Raw genomic sequence first — 15,034 nt, forward strand, 5'->3', positions numbered from 1 at the left:
GGCCCCCCCTTGATCGTCATCACCGCTCCCACCGGCCAGATCGGCAGCCAGGTTCTCGATGCGCTGCTGGACGGCGGGCATTCGGTCCGGGTCCGGGTGATCGCTCGCGATCCCTCCCGCCTGACCCCGCGCACGCGCGAGCGCGCCGAGGTCGTACGGGGCTCGCACCGTGACCCGGCGACGCTCGCCGATGCCCTGCGGGGAGCCGACAGCATGCTGTGGCTGGTCCCCCCGAACCCCGCCGCCGACGACATCCACGAGCACTACCTCGGCTTCACCCGCCCGGCCTGCGAGGCCCTCGCGGACCACGGCGTCGAGCGCGTCGTCGGCGTCACCAGCCTGGGTCGCGCCTACGGCAGGCCCGCGGGCTTGCTGTCGCCCGCGTTCGCGATGGACGACATGATCGAGCGGACCGGAGTGCACTACCGCGCTCTGGCCATGCCGTTCTTCATGGAGAATCTCCTGCACCAGGCCGAGTCGATCAAGGCCCATGGCACGTTCTCCCTCCCGAACACCGCCGACCGTCCGCTGGCCACCGTCGCCACTCGCGACATAGCCGCGACCGCCGCCGCCCTGCTGGTCGACGGTTCCTGGAGCGGGCAGGACACCGTTCCGGTGATCGGCGACACGCTGTCCCCGGACGCCATGGCACACGTCCTGTCCGAGGTACTGGAGCGCCCGATCGGCTTCCAGCAGGTCGACGAGCGGGCGTACCAGGAGACGATGACGCGGTACGGCATGAGCGCCGCCTGGGCGCAGGGCCTGGTCGACATGGCCGCCGCACAGAACGGCGGCATCTACGACGCCGAGCATAAGGCCACCCCATCGGCCGCTCCGACCGACTTCCGCCGATGGTGCGCGGAGGTGCTGAAGCCGAACCTGCTTGATCTCAACCGCAGTTGAGGGGCCAGGAGTGACCGGCGAGGGTCACCCGCCGTCGGCGACCCCGCTGCCGCCGGCGCGGCAGCACTCGGCGAGGGTGCGCAGGACGAAGACGTTCGGGATGGTCGACGCCTCCGGTCCGAGTCGGTGTCGGCGCCCGCCCACCGTGACGGTGAGGAACCCCCCGCTCATGCCGATCCGCTGCACCTGCGGCCACGGCAGACGCAGGTCGCGGAAGCCGATGTGCTCGGTGGTCAGCCAGATGCCGGCGAAAAAGACGCGCTCACCCCGGTGCAGGGCGGCGAGAGCGGCGGGCAGTTGGGCACGGGTGACGGCTCGTCGCAGTTCGTGCTGCCAGGCCTCCGCGTCACCGCCTTCCGGGTTGGCGTGCAGCACCAAGCGCTTGCGCTCGACGTCGGTGAGCAGGTGGATGAGGGCGGTCTCGAACGGGGAAGGGCCGCGCGATCGCCTGCTGCGCCGGAACACCGCGGTCTCGTCGTAGCGGACGATGTGGATCCGGCCCTTCACGGCCACCGTCATCCCGCCTTCGTACAGATCGAGTCGTGCGTTGGGTCGCGCCCCCGCCGCCCGGTAGCGGCCGTCCGGCGCGCGGGCCGACAGGCGGCGGATCGCCCGATGCAGGCCGGCCCGGGTGCGGGGGCGGTACGCGGTCGCGGCATAGGTGGCCAGCCGCTTGCCGAGGCCCGCGCGGCCCGCCGCGGCGGAGATCCGCGCCAGGAGCAGCTCGTCGTCGCAGGTACGGGGCGTGGTGGGGCCCGTCATGGCGTGGCCGGGGTGGGGCCGATGTCGCGGCCGAGCATGATCGTGCGGTGTGTCCCGCGCAGGAGCCGGCTCGGGGTCACGCCCAGTTCGTCGGCCAGTCGGCGGCGGGTGCGCTCGAACACGGTCAGCGCGTCGGCCTGCCGGTCGCTGAGGCACAAGGCGCGCATCAGCATCGCGGCGACGGATTCGTCCAGGGGCCGGGCCACGGCCAGGGCCCACAGCTCACCGACCGCCTGGGCGTGGCGCCCCAGCCGCAGTTGCAGGTCCAGCTTGCGCAGGGTGATACCGGTCCTGCGTTCGGTGAGGCGTACTCGTTCCAGCTCCGCGAAAGGGCCCGGCAGCCCGGCCAGGGGCTCGCCGCGGAACAGGTCCAGCGCCTGGGCGCAGACCCGGACCGCTTCGTCGAGCGCACCGGCCCGTTCGGCCGCCCCGGCGTCGGCGACCAGTTCCTCCATGCGCTCGACGTCCACCGCGACCGTGTCCGGGACCAGTTGGTAGCCGCAGCGGTCGCGCCGGATGACCGAGTCCGCCCGGTTCTCGACGTGCAGGACCTGGCGCAGCCGGTAGATGTACACCGGCACGACTTTGGTGAGCGGCGGCTCCATCCCCCAGATGCCGTCGAGGAGTTCGTCCTTGCTCACCGTCCGGTCCCAGCACAGGGCCAGCGACGCCAGCACGGCCTGCTGGCGCAGATGCCCCAGGTCCACCGGCCGGCCGTCGCGCCACGCCCGCAGCGGCCCGAGCACGGAGATCCGTACGCGCTGGGTGCGGGACGGACGGACGGGCGCCCGGTGCGCCGGACGGGAGGCCGCGCGTCGGCCCCGGCCGGGCTCGACGAGGCCGCTGTCGAAGGCGTGGACGATGGCGGCGGTCCGGTCGCGCAGCCCGAGTTTGGTCAGGATCCGGCCGAGTTGGTCGTGCACCGCGCGTTCGGGGAGCGCGAGGGCATGGGCGATCTCGTGGTCCGTCAGGCCGCAGCCGACTCCGCGGAGCACCTCGCGCTCCTGGCACGTGAGCTCGGCGGCGGCCGGCCGGCCGCGGGTCGAGGTCGTCGGCATCGCGGATCCTCCTGGGGTGAGGTGGGGGCTGTTGCCGTCGACGTTGGTCGTGGGGGGTGGAACGGGACAGGCCGACCGACCGGCCGTTTACGGCCGGTGGCCGCGCTAGAGTCCCTCACCTGGGGAAATCGTCCATGCCGAGGGGGAAGGCCGACCGGTGACCAGTGAGTTCAGTGCCCTGTTGAGGGAGCTGCGGCACGAGGCGAACCTGACGCAGGAGGCGTTGGCGGAACGCGCCGGAGTCGGCGTCCGTACCATCCGCGGCCTGGAGACCGGTGAGCGCGCCGACCCCCGGATGACCACCGTCCGGTTACTGGCGGACGCGCTCGGCCTGAACTCCGAGGGCCGTGAACGGTTGCTGGCCTCCGCCGTCCGCCGGACCGCGGACGGCGCCGGCACACCGCCGGAATCATCTGTTCCGGCCGATGCCTCCGGGCCGGGCGGGCCGCCACGCTCCGCGGGTGTGCCGCCGGTGTCGCCGCTGCGCCACGTGCTGGCCGATGTCGCCGACGAGGTCGCGCAGACGGTGGCCGGCCGGTGGCGGCACGAGGAGGAGCGGCGCCAGGTCCACGACCCCTATCCGCTGCCGGTGCGCTGGCGGCCGGTCGCCGAGGAACTGACCGACCACTGGGCCAACATCCGCCGTCTGCCGCCGGGCAGCAGCCATCAACCCCTGGACCTCAGCGGGCAGTTGGACGCGATCGTGGACGTGTACGGGCGGATCCCGTCCGGGCGTCTTGTGGTGCTGGGCCGCTCGGGCTCCGGCAAGACGATCCTCGCGGTGCGCTTCGTCCTCGATTTCCTGAAGTCCCGGGGGCGCGCCGACCCCGTCCCGGTGATCTTCAGCGTCGGCTCCTGGGACCCGACCGCGCTCACCCTCCGGGACTGGCTCGCCGCCCAGCTCACCCGCGACCACCCCGGTCTCGTCGTCCCGGGGCCCGGGGGAACCACCCTGGCCGGCGGACTCGTAGAGACCGGCCACATACTCCCCGTCCTCGACGGGTTCGACGAGATAGCCGACGGTCTGCGCCGCCCGGCGCTGGAAGCCCTCAACGCCACCACGCTGCCCCTGCTCCTGACGAGCCGTCCGTCCGAGTACGCCGCCGCGGTGGAGGAGACCGATGTCCTCACCTCGGCCGCGGCGATCGAACTGACCGACCTCACCCTGGACGATCTGGCCGCCTATCTCCCCCGTACCACCCGCAAGTCCGGTGGCCGGGACCGTTCGGCGACGGCCTGGGAGCCCGTCCTGAACGAACTGCGCGAGCCCCGTCCCGGCCCTGCGGCCGCCCACCTCGCCGCGGTCCTGACCACTCCGCTGATGGTCACCCTGGCCCGCGCCGTCTACAGCGACACCCCGGGCGGCGACCCGGCGGCGCTCCTTGACACCGGCCGCTTCGGCACCCCCGAGGCGCTGGAGGAGCACCTTCTCGACAACTTCACCACGGCCGCCTACCGCCCCCGCCCTGGGAACCGCCGCGACGGCGGTCCGCACCACACCTGGGATCCGGAGCGCGCCCGGTACTGGCTGGGGTATCTCGCCCACCACCTGAACCGGCTCGACACCCCCAACCTCGAATGGTGGCGGCTTGGGCACGGAATGGGCCGCCTGGCCCGGACCGCGGTGACCGCGCTGGTGGTCTGTCTGGCCGTCGCGGTCGTCGACGGCGTCGCGGGCCTCCCCTTCGATCCGCTCGCCTACCAACTCGTGGACGGTCTGGTGGCGGGGCCCCTGGCCGGGCTCCTTTTCGGGATCGCGTACTGGGTGATGGTCGCCGCCAGGGACGCGGCGGTGGAGCCGTCCGTCGTCCGCATGAGGGTGCGCGGCAGACAGCGCGGATCACTGCGGCACATGCTCCGGCGCCTGGTGACCGGAGCCCTGTGCGGTGTGCTCTTCGGGATCGGCTATGGCTTCGTGCGCGGCGCGATCAACGGCATCGCCTACCACGGCGCCCTCCATGACGTCCTGGTCGGCAGCCTCACCGACGGCCTCATCTACAGCCTCATGTTCGCCGTCGCGACCGGCCCCACCATCGGACTGCTCACGCTCTTCGAGACCTCCCTGGACATCCGCTCGGCCGTCGACCCGGTCAGCCTCCTGCGGACCAACGGCCGGACGGTGGCGACCCAACTCCTCATCTGGACACCGGTGTTCGGCCTGCTCATCGGAGTCGGGTCCATGGCGATGATGGGTCCCCTGTCGGCGGTGCTCGGGCCGGTCGTGTGGCATCTGACGGCCGCGCTCAAGCTCGGGGTGATCAGCGGGCTCAGCGGCGCCCTCGGGTACATGTTCTGCCTGACCTCCTGGGGCCAGTGGACGGTCTTCTCCCGCATCTGGCTGCCGCTGACCGGCCGGCTTCCGTGGTCCGTCGTGGCGTTCCTGGAGGACGCGCACCGGCGCGGTGTGCTGCGCCAGGCGGGCGCGGTCTACCAGTTCCGTCACGCCCGTCTCCAGCGCCACCTCGCCCGCGCGTACGAGAAGGCCGACTGAGCCGTCCTGCCCTGACGCGCGGGAGCCCCGGTGTGACACTGGCGGAGTGACGGACATCGAACGGGCGACGGAGCGGCGCCTGGAACGCACCATCCTCGATCTCCTGGCGTCCCGCGCCCCGACCGCCTCGATCTGCCCTTCCGACGCCGCGCGGGCGGCGTACGAAGGCGATGACGACGGCTGGCGCGCCCTCATGGAGCCGGCCCGCCGCGCGGCCCGGCGCCTGGTCGCGGCCGGCGAGGTGGAGATCACCCAGGCCGGAAGCCCGGTCGAGCCGACGACGGCTCGTGGCCCGATCCGCATCCGCCGCGCCCGCTGACCCCCGGTCCGGCCCGGGCTAGGCGGATGGCACAGCCCGGCACGTCCTTCAGGGTGCGGGCTCTGCCGACGGCACCGGTGTGCGCGGACGACGTCGCCCGACCCAGAACCACAGGACCACCGAGCAGAGCGCGGCGAAGGCGCACCACGTCGAGATGTACTCCTGGCGCCACAGGCCGAAGGAGACCGCGGCCCCGACCGCCACCAGCACCCCGAACAGGACCAGGCCCCGGTCACCGGAGAGGAGCAGGGAGCCGATGGTGGCGAAGAGGTAGCCGAGCACGATCAGGCCGGCCCACGGCAGCCCGAGGGAGTACCCGACGGTATGGCCCCGGATCTCGGCCGTCACGGGACGGCTCGCCAGGGCGTGGGCGAGCGCCGCACACGTCGCGACCCCCGCCACCAGGAGAATGAGCAGACGGCGGCGGGCACCGGGCGGCGCCGCGCAGAGTACGGCCGCCGGAACCCACAGCGCCACCAGGGGAAGCGCGATGACGGCCCAGATCACCGTGGCGGGGCCGGTGCCGCCACCGTTGTGCCAGACCACGACTTCGACGATCTGATGGCCGCCGAGCAGAAGGGGCAGCGCCGCCAGCGGCAGGTCGAGCGGACGCCGGGCCGCCGAGGCAACCGAGGCCATGCCGACGGCCGTGATGGCGCCACCGGCGATGAGATCGGCCGTCGCACTCCAGCACATGGCCGAAACGCTACGGCCCCCTCGACGGCCGGGCGCGGCGGGTCATCCGGGAGGAGCAGGGGCGTGCCGATCCCCGTCGCGCAACGCCGCATCCCGGACGTGCGCAAGAATTCGAACACGTGCTCTAATCGAGCCATGGCGCGAACCTTTCCTCCGGACCTTGTAGAAACACAGCGCGACTGGATCCGCACATACGAGGCGCTCGCCCGCACCCCGTTCCGCACCGTGCTGCGGCGGCGCCTGCAACTGCTGTCCTGCCGCATCGCCCAGCACGCGTACTGGAGCGCCGGAGCCGGTCACTCCCCGGCGGCCCGCACCGAGCTGCGCCGTCAGGCCCGCGCGGCCGAACAGCGGAGATCGGGGGCGGCATGACCTGAGCGGAGCTCGCCGGGGTGCGCGCCGTCACGGCCACCGCCGCGCGACGCCGAACGAACCCGAAGCCCCCTCTACCAGGAAGGTCTGGTTCAGGTCAGTTTTTGATGATGGATCAGCAAAGGCTAGGGTGTTCGAACAGCGTCCGGGCAGCCCCCGGGCGTCACCCATTTCTGAGAGTGAACACATTTCATGAGCGCCCAGTCCCCCAACCCGCACGGAGCTCCCCAGCCCGGCGGGATGCCTCCGGCTCCGACTCCGTACGGCTACGACGCCTACGGCCGCCCGTACTCGGACAAGTCGAAGATCGTGGCGGGCGTGCTCCAGCTCTTCCTCGGCACCTTCGGCATCGGCCGCTTCTACACCAAGCACACCGGCATGGCCATCGCCCAGCTCCTCACCTGCGGCGGCTTCGGCGTCTGGGCGCTGATCGACGGCGTCCTGCTCCTGGTCAGCGAAGGCAAGACGGACGCGGACGGCCACGTGCTGCGTGGCTGAACAGCCCAACCGCCGGACGGCGCCCGGGGAGTCGCTCCCTGGGCGCCGTCTGCTCCCGCCCTCCGTCGCGACCCCGCTCGTCCTCGCCCTGGGCGCGGTGGCCGGCCTCGCCTATCTCTACGGCCACTCCCCGTACGAGCCCGCGCAACTCCTACCCCGCTGCCCCTTCCACTGGGCGACCGGCCTCAACTGCCCGGCCTGCGGCGGGACTCGGATGACCTACGCGCTGCTGCACGGCGACCTGGGCGGCGCTCTGCACGCCAACCCCGTTCTCCTCGCCGCCCTTCCCTTCGCCGGGTACGCCTATGGCCGCTGGGCCCTGGCCGGAGTGCGCGGACGCGGCCATCGGCTCGCGCTCGGGCGCCGCGGGGTCGTTCTCGTCCTGGGCACGGCACTCGCCTGGATGGTTGTGCGCAACATCCTGGGCCGCTGACCCCCGACATGCGGCGGCCCCGCACATCCCAGGGGGGAGAGGGATGGCGGGGCACGCAAGCCCGGATCGGGGAGGGGGGAGCCCCGTTCACGCGGACCGTGACTTCCTCATGCCCCCACTCCCCCACCCCATGCGTGTGACCTGCGCAACACGGCGACCGGCGGCCGGAATTGGCCTACCGCCTTCCCGGCCGCCCGGGCGTCAACGCAGCCACTGGTCCTGATCGGCGGGTCGGTACAGCGTGACCGCCTGACGAAGTTTGTCGAGAACCAGATGCCGGTACGTGGCGTCGGTGACTTCGCCGTCGTACGCGAAGTGCGGCTCCCCCTCCAGGACTTCGAGGTCCAGCCGACGCACCTGGGCCGTCGTCAGCACCCGGGAGCTGTGCAGGGTGCCCGTCAGAACGGCCAGCAGCAGCCGGGTGCGGGCGAACGGGGTGCCGGCCTCCACAGCGCGTACGTCGAGGAGCCCGTCGTCGAGCTGGGTGCGGTACGTGGGCGCGAAACCGGCGGGGTGGTAGATCCCGTTGCCCGCGAAGAGCAGCCAGAGGCGGCGGGGACGGCCGTTGATGACGACCGAGAGCGGGCTGCCCGTGGCAAGGACCTTGGCCAGGCCCACGAAGACCGCGGGCCACTTGCCGATGCGCTTCTCCAGGCGCTCCCTGGCGTGGACGAGCTCCGAGTACACGCCGATGCTGAACGTGTTGAGGAAGAGCTGCTGTTGGTCGCCGCCCGCGGAGACCTCGGCCGAAGGGCCGGGGGCGTCCGCGCCCGCACCCTGTTCGGGGGGTGTGCCAGGACGCGCGGGGGACGAGGCGCGGCCCACGTCGGCGGTGACCGCGTCACCTGCCCTGATCGCTCGGGCCACGTCCTCCATGGTCTGGTTTCCGAGGTCCCCGGCGAAGTGGTTGAAGGTGCCGCCCGGGAACACCGCGAGAGGGACGCGATGGCGGGCGGCGGTCGCGCTGCCGGCGTTGACGGAGCCGTCGCCGCCGCAGACGCCGAGCGCCCCGCCGTCGGCGACGGCGCGCACCGCCGCCTCGTCGAGCAGGGCCAGCAGGTCGTCGCCCGGTTCGAAGAGGGTGATCGAGGCTTCGGGGAGCAGGGTGCGCAGGGTGTCCACGGTGTCCTTGGACCAGGCGATGCCCGAGGACGGGTTGACCACCAGATGCAGGCCCTTGCCCTCCTTGAGCGCGGGGGCCGGCCGGCGCGGCGGTGCGGCGGCCGCCGCGGCCTCCGGCTTCACCGGCCACCATCGGCAGGTCAGCAGGGCGGCTCCGATGCCGACGAGCGCCCCGGCCGCCGCACGGCGACGATGGTCAAGGCCGCCCTGCGCGCGTATGCAGGCGAGCCCTGTCGCGAAGGGCAGCGCGGCCAGGCCGTAGCGCGGGGACTCCAGGACGACTCCCGCGGCGAAGGCGGCGGCCGACGCCGTCGCGTTGGACGGCAGGGAGGCGGTGCTCGGGCGGGGGAAGATCCCGGGCAGGGCGTCCAGGACGGGACGGGAACTACGGGCGGCCGGTTTGGCCAGGGCGTGATTGATCGCGGCGACGATCGCCACCGAGCCGACGCCGCGCAACGCCGCCCGACGTGCGCCCCGTCCGCCCGAAAGACCCAGCACCGCTGCCGCGCCCAGCCATACGGCGTCGTGCTCGGCCGTCTTGCGCAGGAACCGCACAACAGAGCTTCCCCGTACGGGAGTTGACGGCGCAAGGGCCGCCGTCAGGCGGTTGCCCAGTCCTGTCGTGCCCTGCGGCCCGAGCGCTCTCGGCAGCCGTCCACGTCGCTTCATGCGGTTTCACACCTCGGTATCTAGGGATCCGCCGCTGGGGACGGGGGCGGGCCGCGTCACGCGTTCAGGCTACCGGCGCGCCGACGGCGCTCGGCACGTCCCGGGGCCGGGAGACGGCGGTGTTCTGTTGGGGCATGGCTTCCATCGAGTGTGCCCAGGACCCGCGAGCCAATGCGGTCATTCCTCCGTGTCCGCCCGGAGCTCCTTGGCGCCGGCGCTCTCGCGGGCGGCGGCGTCGGCGGGGAGCGCCGTGAGGTACTCCATGCTGCCCGTGATCGTCAGGAGCCGGTCGAGCGCCGGAGTGCGGTCCTCCAGGTGCAGACAGACGTGCGCGGCGTCGGTACGGCGGCGGATCATCAGCAGGATCGACAGTCCCGTCGAGTCGACGGCGCCGAGGCCCGCGCAGCCCAGGTGCAGATCGCGCAGCCGGGGGTGGGCCGTCAGCTTGTCGGTGACGGCCTCCAGGAGGACGTCCGCGTTGTCGTAGTCGAGGTCTCCGCGCAGTTCTATGCGCACCGTCGTCTCGGTGTCGATGGCCGTCAGTCTCAGGTGGCTCGAGGGGAGGGTGCTCACGGGTGGTTCCTGGCGGGGGCGAAGGGGACGGTGGAAGCGGCGCCGAGCCGGTCGGTGCCGAGGTGCAGTATGCGCCGCGCGCGCGGGAAGTCCTTGAGTTCGCCCGCCAGGATGTGGAGTGCGGGCGGCAGGCTGTGTACGGGCACGCCGCGCGCGGTGAGGATCGAGGCGGTCCAGGCGATGAAGTCGGTGAACAGCTCGGGGTCGTCGAGGTAGAGGGCGGTGGCGAGGAAGTCCACGATGTGGGCCAGGTCCTCGGCGGTGCGTTCGCGCTGGAGATCGTCGTACTGCCGGACGGCCGGGAAGGCCTCGTCGAGACCTCGCATCACGCTGCGTACGAGGGCGGTCCTCGTCCGCGTGACCATCGTGTACTCCTGATCGTCCAGGTGCGGCAGGTCGTCGAGCGGCTGATGGCCGTTGTCCGGACGGGCCGGCGGGCTGCTCTGGATGCGGTCGGCGGCGGAGCGCGCGTCGGCGGCCCAGGCGTCCGCGCCCAGCAACCGGGCGTAGCGCCCGCCCGCCCCGAAGGCCGCCCCGCCCGCCACGACGGGTACGCCCGCCGCCTGGCAGGCGGTGATGGTGGCGTGTGCGGCGGGCAGCCGGGTCGCGATCGAGCCGGAGAGCGCGACCAGTTGGGGGCCGGTGCGGTGAAGGTGGCCTATGAGGTGCGGTACCGGAACCTGCGCGCCCAGGTAGTCGACGTGCCAGCCCCGCAGTCTCAGGACCTCGGACAGCAGTCGGGCGGGCAGCGCGTGCCACTCGCCGTCCACGCAGGCCACGGTGATCCGTCCGCGGTCGGGGACGGTGCGCGCGGCCGGGTGCAACGAAAGGGCGGCCACGGCCCGTTCGTTGATGGCCGTCGCCGCGTGCTCCTGGGCGATGCTCATCCGGTTGGCGGCCCACTCCTCGCCGACCTTGACCTGGACCCTGGCGATCACGTCGAGCAGCACGCTCTCGGGGTCGTGCCCCTCGTCCAGTGCTTGCCGCACGAGGCCCGTCGCCGCGTACTCGTCCCCCGCGAAGGCGGCTTCCCACAGCGCCGTTTCCAGCGGCGCCGTGGCCGGGGGCACCGTGTGCGGGGGCGCCGCGTGCGGGCGCGCCGTGGCCGGGGCCGGCGCGTCCGGCGTCAGCGTGTCCGGGGCCGCCGTGCGCAGTCGCGTACTCATGCGGTGAACCTGCCCCGTGTGCGGCCGTTCACCGCGCTGAGGTGGTGGGTGCGGGGCGCGGAGACCACCACGATGGCCATGTCGTCGTGCCGGCCCTTGCCGAGCCACTGCGCGGCGACCATCTGGACGCGCTCCACGATGCTCTCGGCGGGCAGACCCGCGCACTCCGACAGCACGCGCCGCAGCCGTTCCTCGCCGAACAGGGCGTCCCCCATCGGGCCGCCGCGCGCTTCGGTGAACCCGTCCGTGTACAGGACGCAGGTCTCCCCCGGCGCCAGGAACAGCTCGGCCGTCTCCGCGTGGACGTCGGGCATCGCGCCGATCAAGGTGCCCCGGGTGTCGGCCTCCTGCACCTCACCGGTGGCGCGCACGATCAAGGGGGCGGGGTGGCCGGCGCTGGTCACCCTCATCCGCACCGAGCTGCCCTCCCGTACGGCCGAGGCGAGCACCAGGGTGGCGAAGCGGGTGTGATGGGAGTTGAGCAGCGCCATGTTGAGCAGGCGCAGCATCCGCTGGTGATCGTCGGCGAGGGGGAGCAGGGCGTGCAGCGTGTTGCGGATCTTCCCCGTCAGCACCGCGGCTTCCAGCCCCTTGCCGCACACGTCACCCAGCACCACCAGCGACGGCGCGCCTTCGGTGATGGCGGGGTGGACGTCGTAGAAGTCGCCGCCGATCCGTTCGTGGTCCTCGGAGGGGCGGTATCCGCCCGCGAAGTCCACGCCGGACACCTGGTGCAGGGCGGGCGGGAGCAGTTCGCGCATCAGGACGTCGGTGATCGCCGACTGGTCCGCGTAGAGGCGGGCGGCCGCCATCGCCGCGCCGGCCCTGGCCGCGAACAGCCGGGCGAAGACCTCTTCCTCGGGAGTGAACCCGGCGCTTCCCGCGCGCCGCAGCAGGATCAGGGCTCCCGCCGGTACGCCGTATCCGGGCAGCGGGGTGACCACTATCGAGCCGGCCTGCCCGAACCCCTCGGGCAGGACCCACTCCGGGACGGTGGAGGGCTCGACCCACCGGGTGGCGACGGGCGGGAAACCCTGCAACGCCTCGGCGAGGCCGGGAACGGATTCGGGGTCGACGGTGGGCGTCGAGGTGACGGGGGCGCCCCCGCGCAGACACGTCACCAGGGGCAGCCGGTCGCCGCGCGCCGGGGCGACGACGAGCGCGGCGTCCGCGAGGTGCTCGGCCGCCATCTGCGCGGTGACATGGGTGCAGCGGTCCACGTTCAGGGAGGAGAGCAGCAAATTGGAGGCCTTGCCCAGGAACGCGGTCCGTTCGCGCTCGCGCCGCAGCGCTTCCTGCGCCAGCAGGTGATCGGTGGCGTCGACCAGCCACCACAACACCGTGCCGCCGTCCTCGACGGTGGGGTGGCCCTCGAAGATCCGGTCGTCCACGGGACCGGAACGGATGGCGGAGCCGTCACCCTGGTGGGGCACGCGCAGCGCGGTGTGCGCCGTCGCCAGCCATTCCGGGACGGCGTCGCTCATCCGCGCGCCGGGGCACGCCTTCGGCAGAAGCGCGGCCGCGGCCTCGTTGACCAGGACGATCGCGCCGTGCGCATCAGCTATCAGGACAGGGTAGGGAGCCTTGCTCCACAGAGAGCCCGCCTGTGCGTTGACGTCGGTTGCCGCGTCGGTCGAAGACACCAATTGTCGAGGATCCGCTGGGCGAACCCCTCACCTCACACCCTTGTTGGAAACGTTGCCGTACGGCAACCATCCCGCATCCACCGGCCCATGGCAACCACGTCCCCACCTGGCGGCGACCCACCTCGACGCCGGTGGCGGCACCATCCGGCCCTCGTCCGGACCCCCGCATCAACGGCGCAACAGCCCCTGGCACCCGGGGGAATGACCTCGACCGGCCCCCGGCACGCTGAGGCGAACGTCACCCGGTCACCGGGGGTATCGGATGGCCAGGGTGCGCACGGTCTCCGCGATGCGGTCGCGGAGTTCGGGTGGTGCCAGGACCTCGATGTCGGCGCCCAGCCGCAGAAACTCCCCGTGGGCATGGGCGATGGATTCGATCGGCACCCGGACCTCCGCCCATTCCCCGGCGAGCGGGGGTGTCACACCCAGTCGGCGCGCGCCTTCCGGGGTGAGTCGCACCACAGCCTCCCCGGTGTGGAGCCGGGCCCGGAAGTCGGCGAGATAGTCGTCCCAGTACCGGCGCAGGTCGAACCCGTCCGGAGGGGTGAACTCCTCGTCCAGCGGCCGGAGTTGATCGATCTGGTCGACCCGGTAGGTGCGGGTGCCGGACGCGCCCGCCGCGACCAGATACCAGCGGCCCGCCTTGAGGACGAGCCCATAGGGCTCCACCCGCCGCTCGATCTCCTGCGGCGCCCGCCAGCGCCGGTAGCGCAGCACCACCGCACGCCGCTCCCACACCGCGGCGGCGACCCCCGCCAGATACGGGGTGTCGTCGGCGTCGCCGTACCAGCCGGGCGCATCGAGCAAGAAGCGCGCCTGGACCCGGCCGGCGTGCTCGCGCAGCTCGGCGGGCAGCGCCGCCCGCAGCTTGAGCTGGGCGTTCGCCAGCGCCTCCCCCAGACCCAGTTCGGCGGCGGTGGCGGGCAGCGCGGCGAGGAACGCGGCCTGCGCCTCCTGCGCGGTCAGTCCGGTGAGGCGGGTCCGGTAGCCGTCGAGCAGTCGGTAACCGCCCGCGTGCCCGGAGTCGCCGTACAGCGGGATGCCGGCGGCGCCGAGCGCCTCGACGTCCCGGTAGACGGTACGGACGGAGACCTCCAGCTCCGTGGCCAGCTCCTTGGCCGTCATGCGGCCCCGGTTCTGGAGCAGCAGAAGCAGGGTGACCAGCCGACTCGCGCGCATGCCGCTCAGTATTCACTGACAGAAGATGTCAGTGAAGGCTCCTTAACCTGCGCCGCATGAACGCTTTCGACTTTCTGCACGGCTCCTGGGACGTGGCCAATCGCCGACTCACCGCACCGCTCGACCCGGGCCCCGGGACCTGGGTGGAGTTCCCGGGGCATGCGGTGGTCCGGCCACTGTTCGGGGGCGCGGGCAACATCGACGAGATCACCTTTCCGACCCTTGGCCGCCAGGGCGTCACCCTGCGGCTGTTCGACCGTGACAGCGAGCGCTGGTCGATCCACTGGGCGGACAGCAGGACCGGCCGGCTCGATCCCCCGGTGGTCGGCGGCTTCGCGGGTGACCGTGGCGACTTCCACGGCGTGGACACGTACGGCGGCCGCCCGATACAGGTGCATTTCGTCTGGTATCGCCTCGGGCCGGACACGGCCCGCTGGGAGCAGGAGTTCTCCGCCGACGGCGGCCGCACCTGGGAACTCAACTGGACCATGGACTTCACGCGCACCGGGCAGCACGGCGCATGAGCATCGTGGAACTGCGCCAGTACACCCTGCGGCCCGGCGCTCGGGACACGTTGATCGAGCTGTTCGAGCGCGAGTTCGTGACCGGCCAGCAAGCGGTCGGCATCCGCGTCGGCGGCCGCTTCCGCGACCTCGACGATCCCGACCGGTTCGTCTGGCTCCGCTCGTTCCCCGACATGAGACGGCGCCGGAGTTCGCTGGAGGCGTTCTACACCGGCCCGGTCTGGCGCGCGCACCGCGACGCGGCCAACGCCACCATGGTCGACAGCGATGACGTCCTGCTGCTGCGTGGCCCGGGCTTCACGCCGAGCCCCGGGACCCGCGAGGTCGGCGCCACGATCTGTCAGCCGCCGGACGCCGCCGCCTTCGCCGCGTACGCGGCTCGACACCTCGGCCCGGACCATGCGCCGCACCGCACGGAGCACGCCGAGAACGACTACCCCCTGCTGCCGGTGCGCACGGGACGGGACGTCCGGGTCTGGTTCGGCCCGGCCGAGCCGCCGCCCTGGCCCGTCCAGGAACTGCGGCTGCGCTCCGTGACCGGCTGAGGGCCTCGCGCGACCGGCGCCCGCAGCAAAGAGGCCCGGCGCGCCGCCGGGCCGGGCAGCCGAGAAGGCGCAGGGGGC

Annotated in this window: 16 protein-coding genes; 8 read left to right on the top strand and 8 right to left on the bottom strand. The window is 72.7% G+C overall.

Translation table 11 applies throughout. From position 1 onward, the window contains the following. Nucleotides 1-9: 9 nt before the first annotated feature. Entirely contained in the window at nucleotides 10-903 is an 894-nt protein-coding gene (locus DWB77_RS04615) for an NAD(P)H-binding protein (protein ID WP_120720007.1), read from the top strand. Nucleotides 904-927: 24 nt separating this feature from the next. On the opposite strand, the gene DWB77_RS04620 is transcribed toward DWB77_RS04615, so the two are convergent. Both DWB77_RS04620 and DWB77_RS04625 read right to left on the bottom strand, forming a co-directional pair. Next, the gene (locus tag DWB77_RS04620; RefSeq protein WP_120720008.1) at nucleotides 928-1,665 is read right to left on the bottom strand and encodes a DUF6585 family protein; all 738 of its coding nucleotides are present in this window, start codon (nucleotides 1,663-1,665) and stop codon (nucleotides 928-930) included. Further along, entirely contained in the window at nucleotides 1,662-2,723 is a 1,062-nt protein-coding gene (locus DWB77_RS04625; protein ID WP_120720009.1) for a BTAD domain-containing putative transcriptional regulator, read from the bottom strand. Before DWB77_RS04625 ends, DWB77_RS04620 begins: the two co-directional genes overlap by 4 nt. 157 nt (nucleotides 2,724-2,880) lie before the next feature. Here DWB77_RS04625 and DWB77_RS04630 point away from each other — a divergent pair, with 157 nt between their 5' ends. Both DWB77_RS04630 and DWB77_RS04635 read left to right on the top strand, forming a co-directional pair. Further along, a complete protein-coding gene (locus DWB77_RS04630; protein ID WP_120720010.1) occupies nucleotides 2,881-5,214 on the top strand; it encodes a helix-turn-helix domain-containing protein in 2,334 nt (777 codons plus the stop codon). Between the two features lie 46 nt (nucleotides 5,215-5,260). Continuing rightward, complete coding sequence (locus tag DWB77_RS04635) at nucleotides 5,261-5,533, top strand: DUF3253 domain-containing protein (RefSeq protein WP_120720011.1); 273 nt, start codon at nucleotides 5,261-5,263, stop codon at nucleotides 5,531-5,533. A gap of 48 nt (nucleotides 5,534-5,581) precedes the next feature. Here the strand turns inward: DWB77_RS04635 and DWB77_RS04640 are convergent, their stop codons facing one another. Continuing rightward, on the bottom strand, nucleotides 5,582-6,229 hold the full coding sequence (locus DWB77_RS04640; protein WP_120720012.1) for a DUF6629 family protein: 648 nt from the start codon (nucleotides 6,227-6,229) through the stop codon (nucleotides 5,582-5,584). Between the two features lie 135 nt (nucleotides 6,230-6,364). Between DWB77_RS04640 and DWB77_RS04645 the strand changes: the two genes are divergently transcribed. The 3 genes from DWB77_RS04645 (at nucleotide 6,365) to DWB77_RS04655 (ending at nucleotide 7,532) form a co-directional block, all read left to right on the top strand. After that, nucleotides 6,365-6,601, top strand: a complete 237-nt coding sequence (locus tag DWB77_RS04645) for a hypothetical protein (protein WP_120720013.1) — start codon at nucleotides 6,365-6,367, stop codon at nucleotides 6,599-6,601. A 192-nt stretch (nucleotides 6,602-6,793) separates the two neighbouring features. Continuing rightward, nucleotides 6,794-7,099, top strand: a complete 306-nt coding sequence (locus DWB77_RS04650) for a TM2 domain-containing protein (RefSeq protein ID WP_120720014.1) — start codon at nucleotides 6,794-6,796, stop codon at nucleotides 7,097-7,099. Continuing rightward, nucleotides 7,092-7,532, top strand: a complete 441-nt coding sequence (locus DWB77_RS04655) for a DUF2752 domain-containing protein (protein WP_246033410.1) — start codon at nucleotides 7,092-7,094, stop codon at nucleotides 7,530-7,532. Before DWB77_RS04650 ends, DWB77_RS04655 begins: the two co-directional genes overlap by 8 nt. A 201-nt stretch (nucleotides 7,533-7,733) precedes the next feature. On the opposite strand, the gene DWB77_RS04660 is transcribed toward DWB77_RS04655, so the two are convergent. From DWB77_RS04660 to DWB77_RS04680, 5 genes are all read right to left on the bottom strand, one after another. Further along, nucleotides 7,734-9,323: a diacylglycerol/lipid kinase family protein gene (locus DWB77_RS04660; RefSeq protein WP_120720015.1), complete on the bottom strand. Its 1,590-nt coding sequence runs from the start codon at nucleotides 9,321-9,323 to the stop codon at nucleotides 7,734-7,736. A 177-nt stretch (nucleotides 9,324-9,500) separates the two neighbouring features. Beyond that, nucleotides 9,501-9,896 carry an STAS domain-containing protein gene (locus DWB77_RS04665; RefSeq protein WP_120720016.1) on the bottom strand — a complete coding sequence of 132 codons (396 nt, stop codon included), beginning with the start codon at nucleotides 9,894-9,896 and terminating at the stop codon, nucleotides 9,501-9,503. Next, nucleotides 9,893-11,062, bottom strand: a complete 1,170-nt coding sequence (locus tag DWB77_RS04670) for a cobalamin B12-binding domain-containing protein (RefSeq protein WP_120720017.1) — start codon at nucleotides 11,060-11,062, stop codon at nucleotides 9,893-9,895. Before DWB77_RS04670 ends, DWB77_RS04665 begins: the two co-directional genes overlap by 4 nt. Further along, on the bottom strand, nucleotides 11,059-12,705 hold the full coding sequence (locus DWB77_RS04675) for a SpoIIE family protein phosphatase (protein WP_428985186.1): 1,647 nt from the start codon (nucleotides 12,703-12,705) through the stop codon (nucleotides 11,059-11,061). Before DWB77_RS04675 ends, DWB77_RS04670 begins: the two co-directional genes overlap by 4 nt. A gap of 249 nt (nucleotides 12,706-12,954) precedes the next feature. Then, nucleotides 12,955-13,887 carry a helix-turn-helix transcriptional regulator gene (locus DWB77_RS04680; RefSeq protein ID WP_120720018.1) on the bottom strand — a complete coding sequence of 311 codons (933 nt, stop codon included), beginning with the start codon at nucleotides 13,885-13,887 and terminating at the stop codon, nucleotides 12,955-12,957. 56 nt (nucleotides 13,888-13,943) lie between these two features. Here DWB77_RS04680 and DWB77_RS04685 point away from each other — a divergent pair, with 56 nt between their 5' ends. Continuing rightward, nucleotides 13,944-14,411 carry a hypothetical protein gene (locus tag DWB77_RS04685; RefSeq protein ID WP_120720019.1) on the top strand — a complete coding sequence of 156 codons (468 nt, stop codon included), beginning with the start codon at nucleotides 13,944-13,946 and terminating at the stop codon, nucleotides 14,409-14,411. Beyond that, nucleotides 14,408-14,956, top strand: a complete 549-nt coding sequence (locus tag DWB77_RS04690) for an NIPSNAP family protein (protein WP_120720020.1) — start codon at nucleotides 14,408-14,410, stop codon at nucleotides 14,954-14,956. Before DWB77_RS04685 ends, DWB77_RS04690 begins: the two co-directional genes overlap by 4 nt. The last annotated feature ends 78 nt before the right edge of the window (nucleotides 14,957-15,034 follow it).

The sequence above is a fragment of the Streptomyces hundungensis genome (assembly GCF_003627815.1).
Taxonomy (GTDB): domain Bacteria; phylum Actinomycetota; class Actinomycetes; order Streptomycetales; family Streptomycetaceae; genus Streptomyces; species Streptomyces hundungensis_A.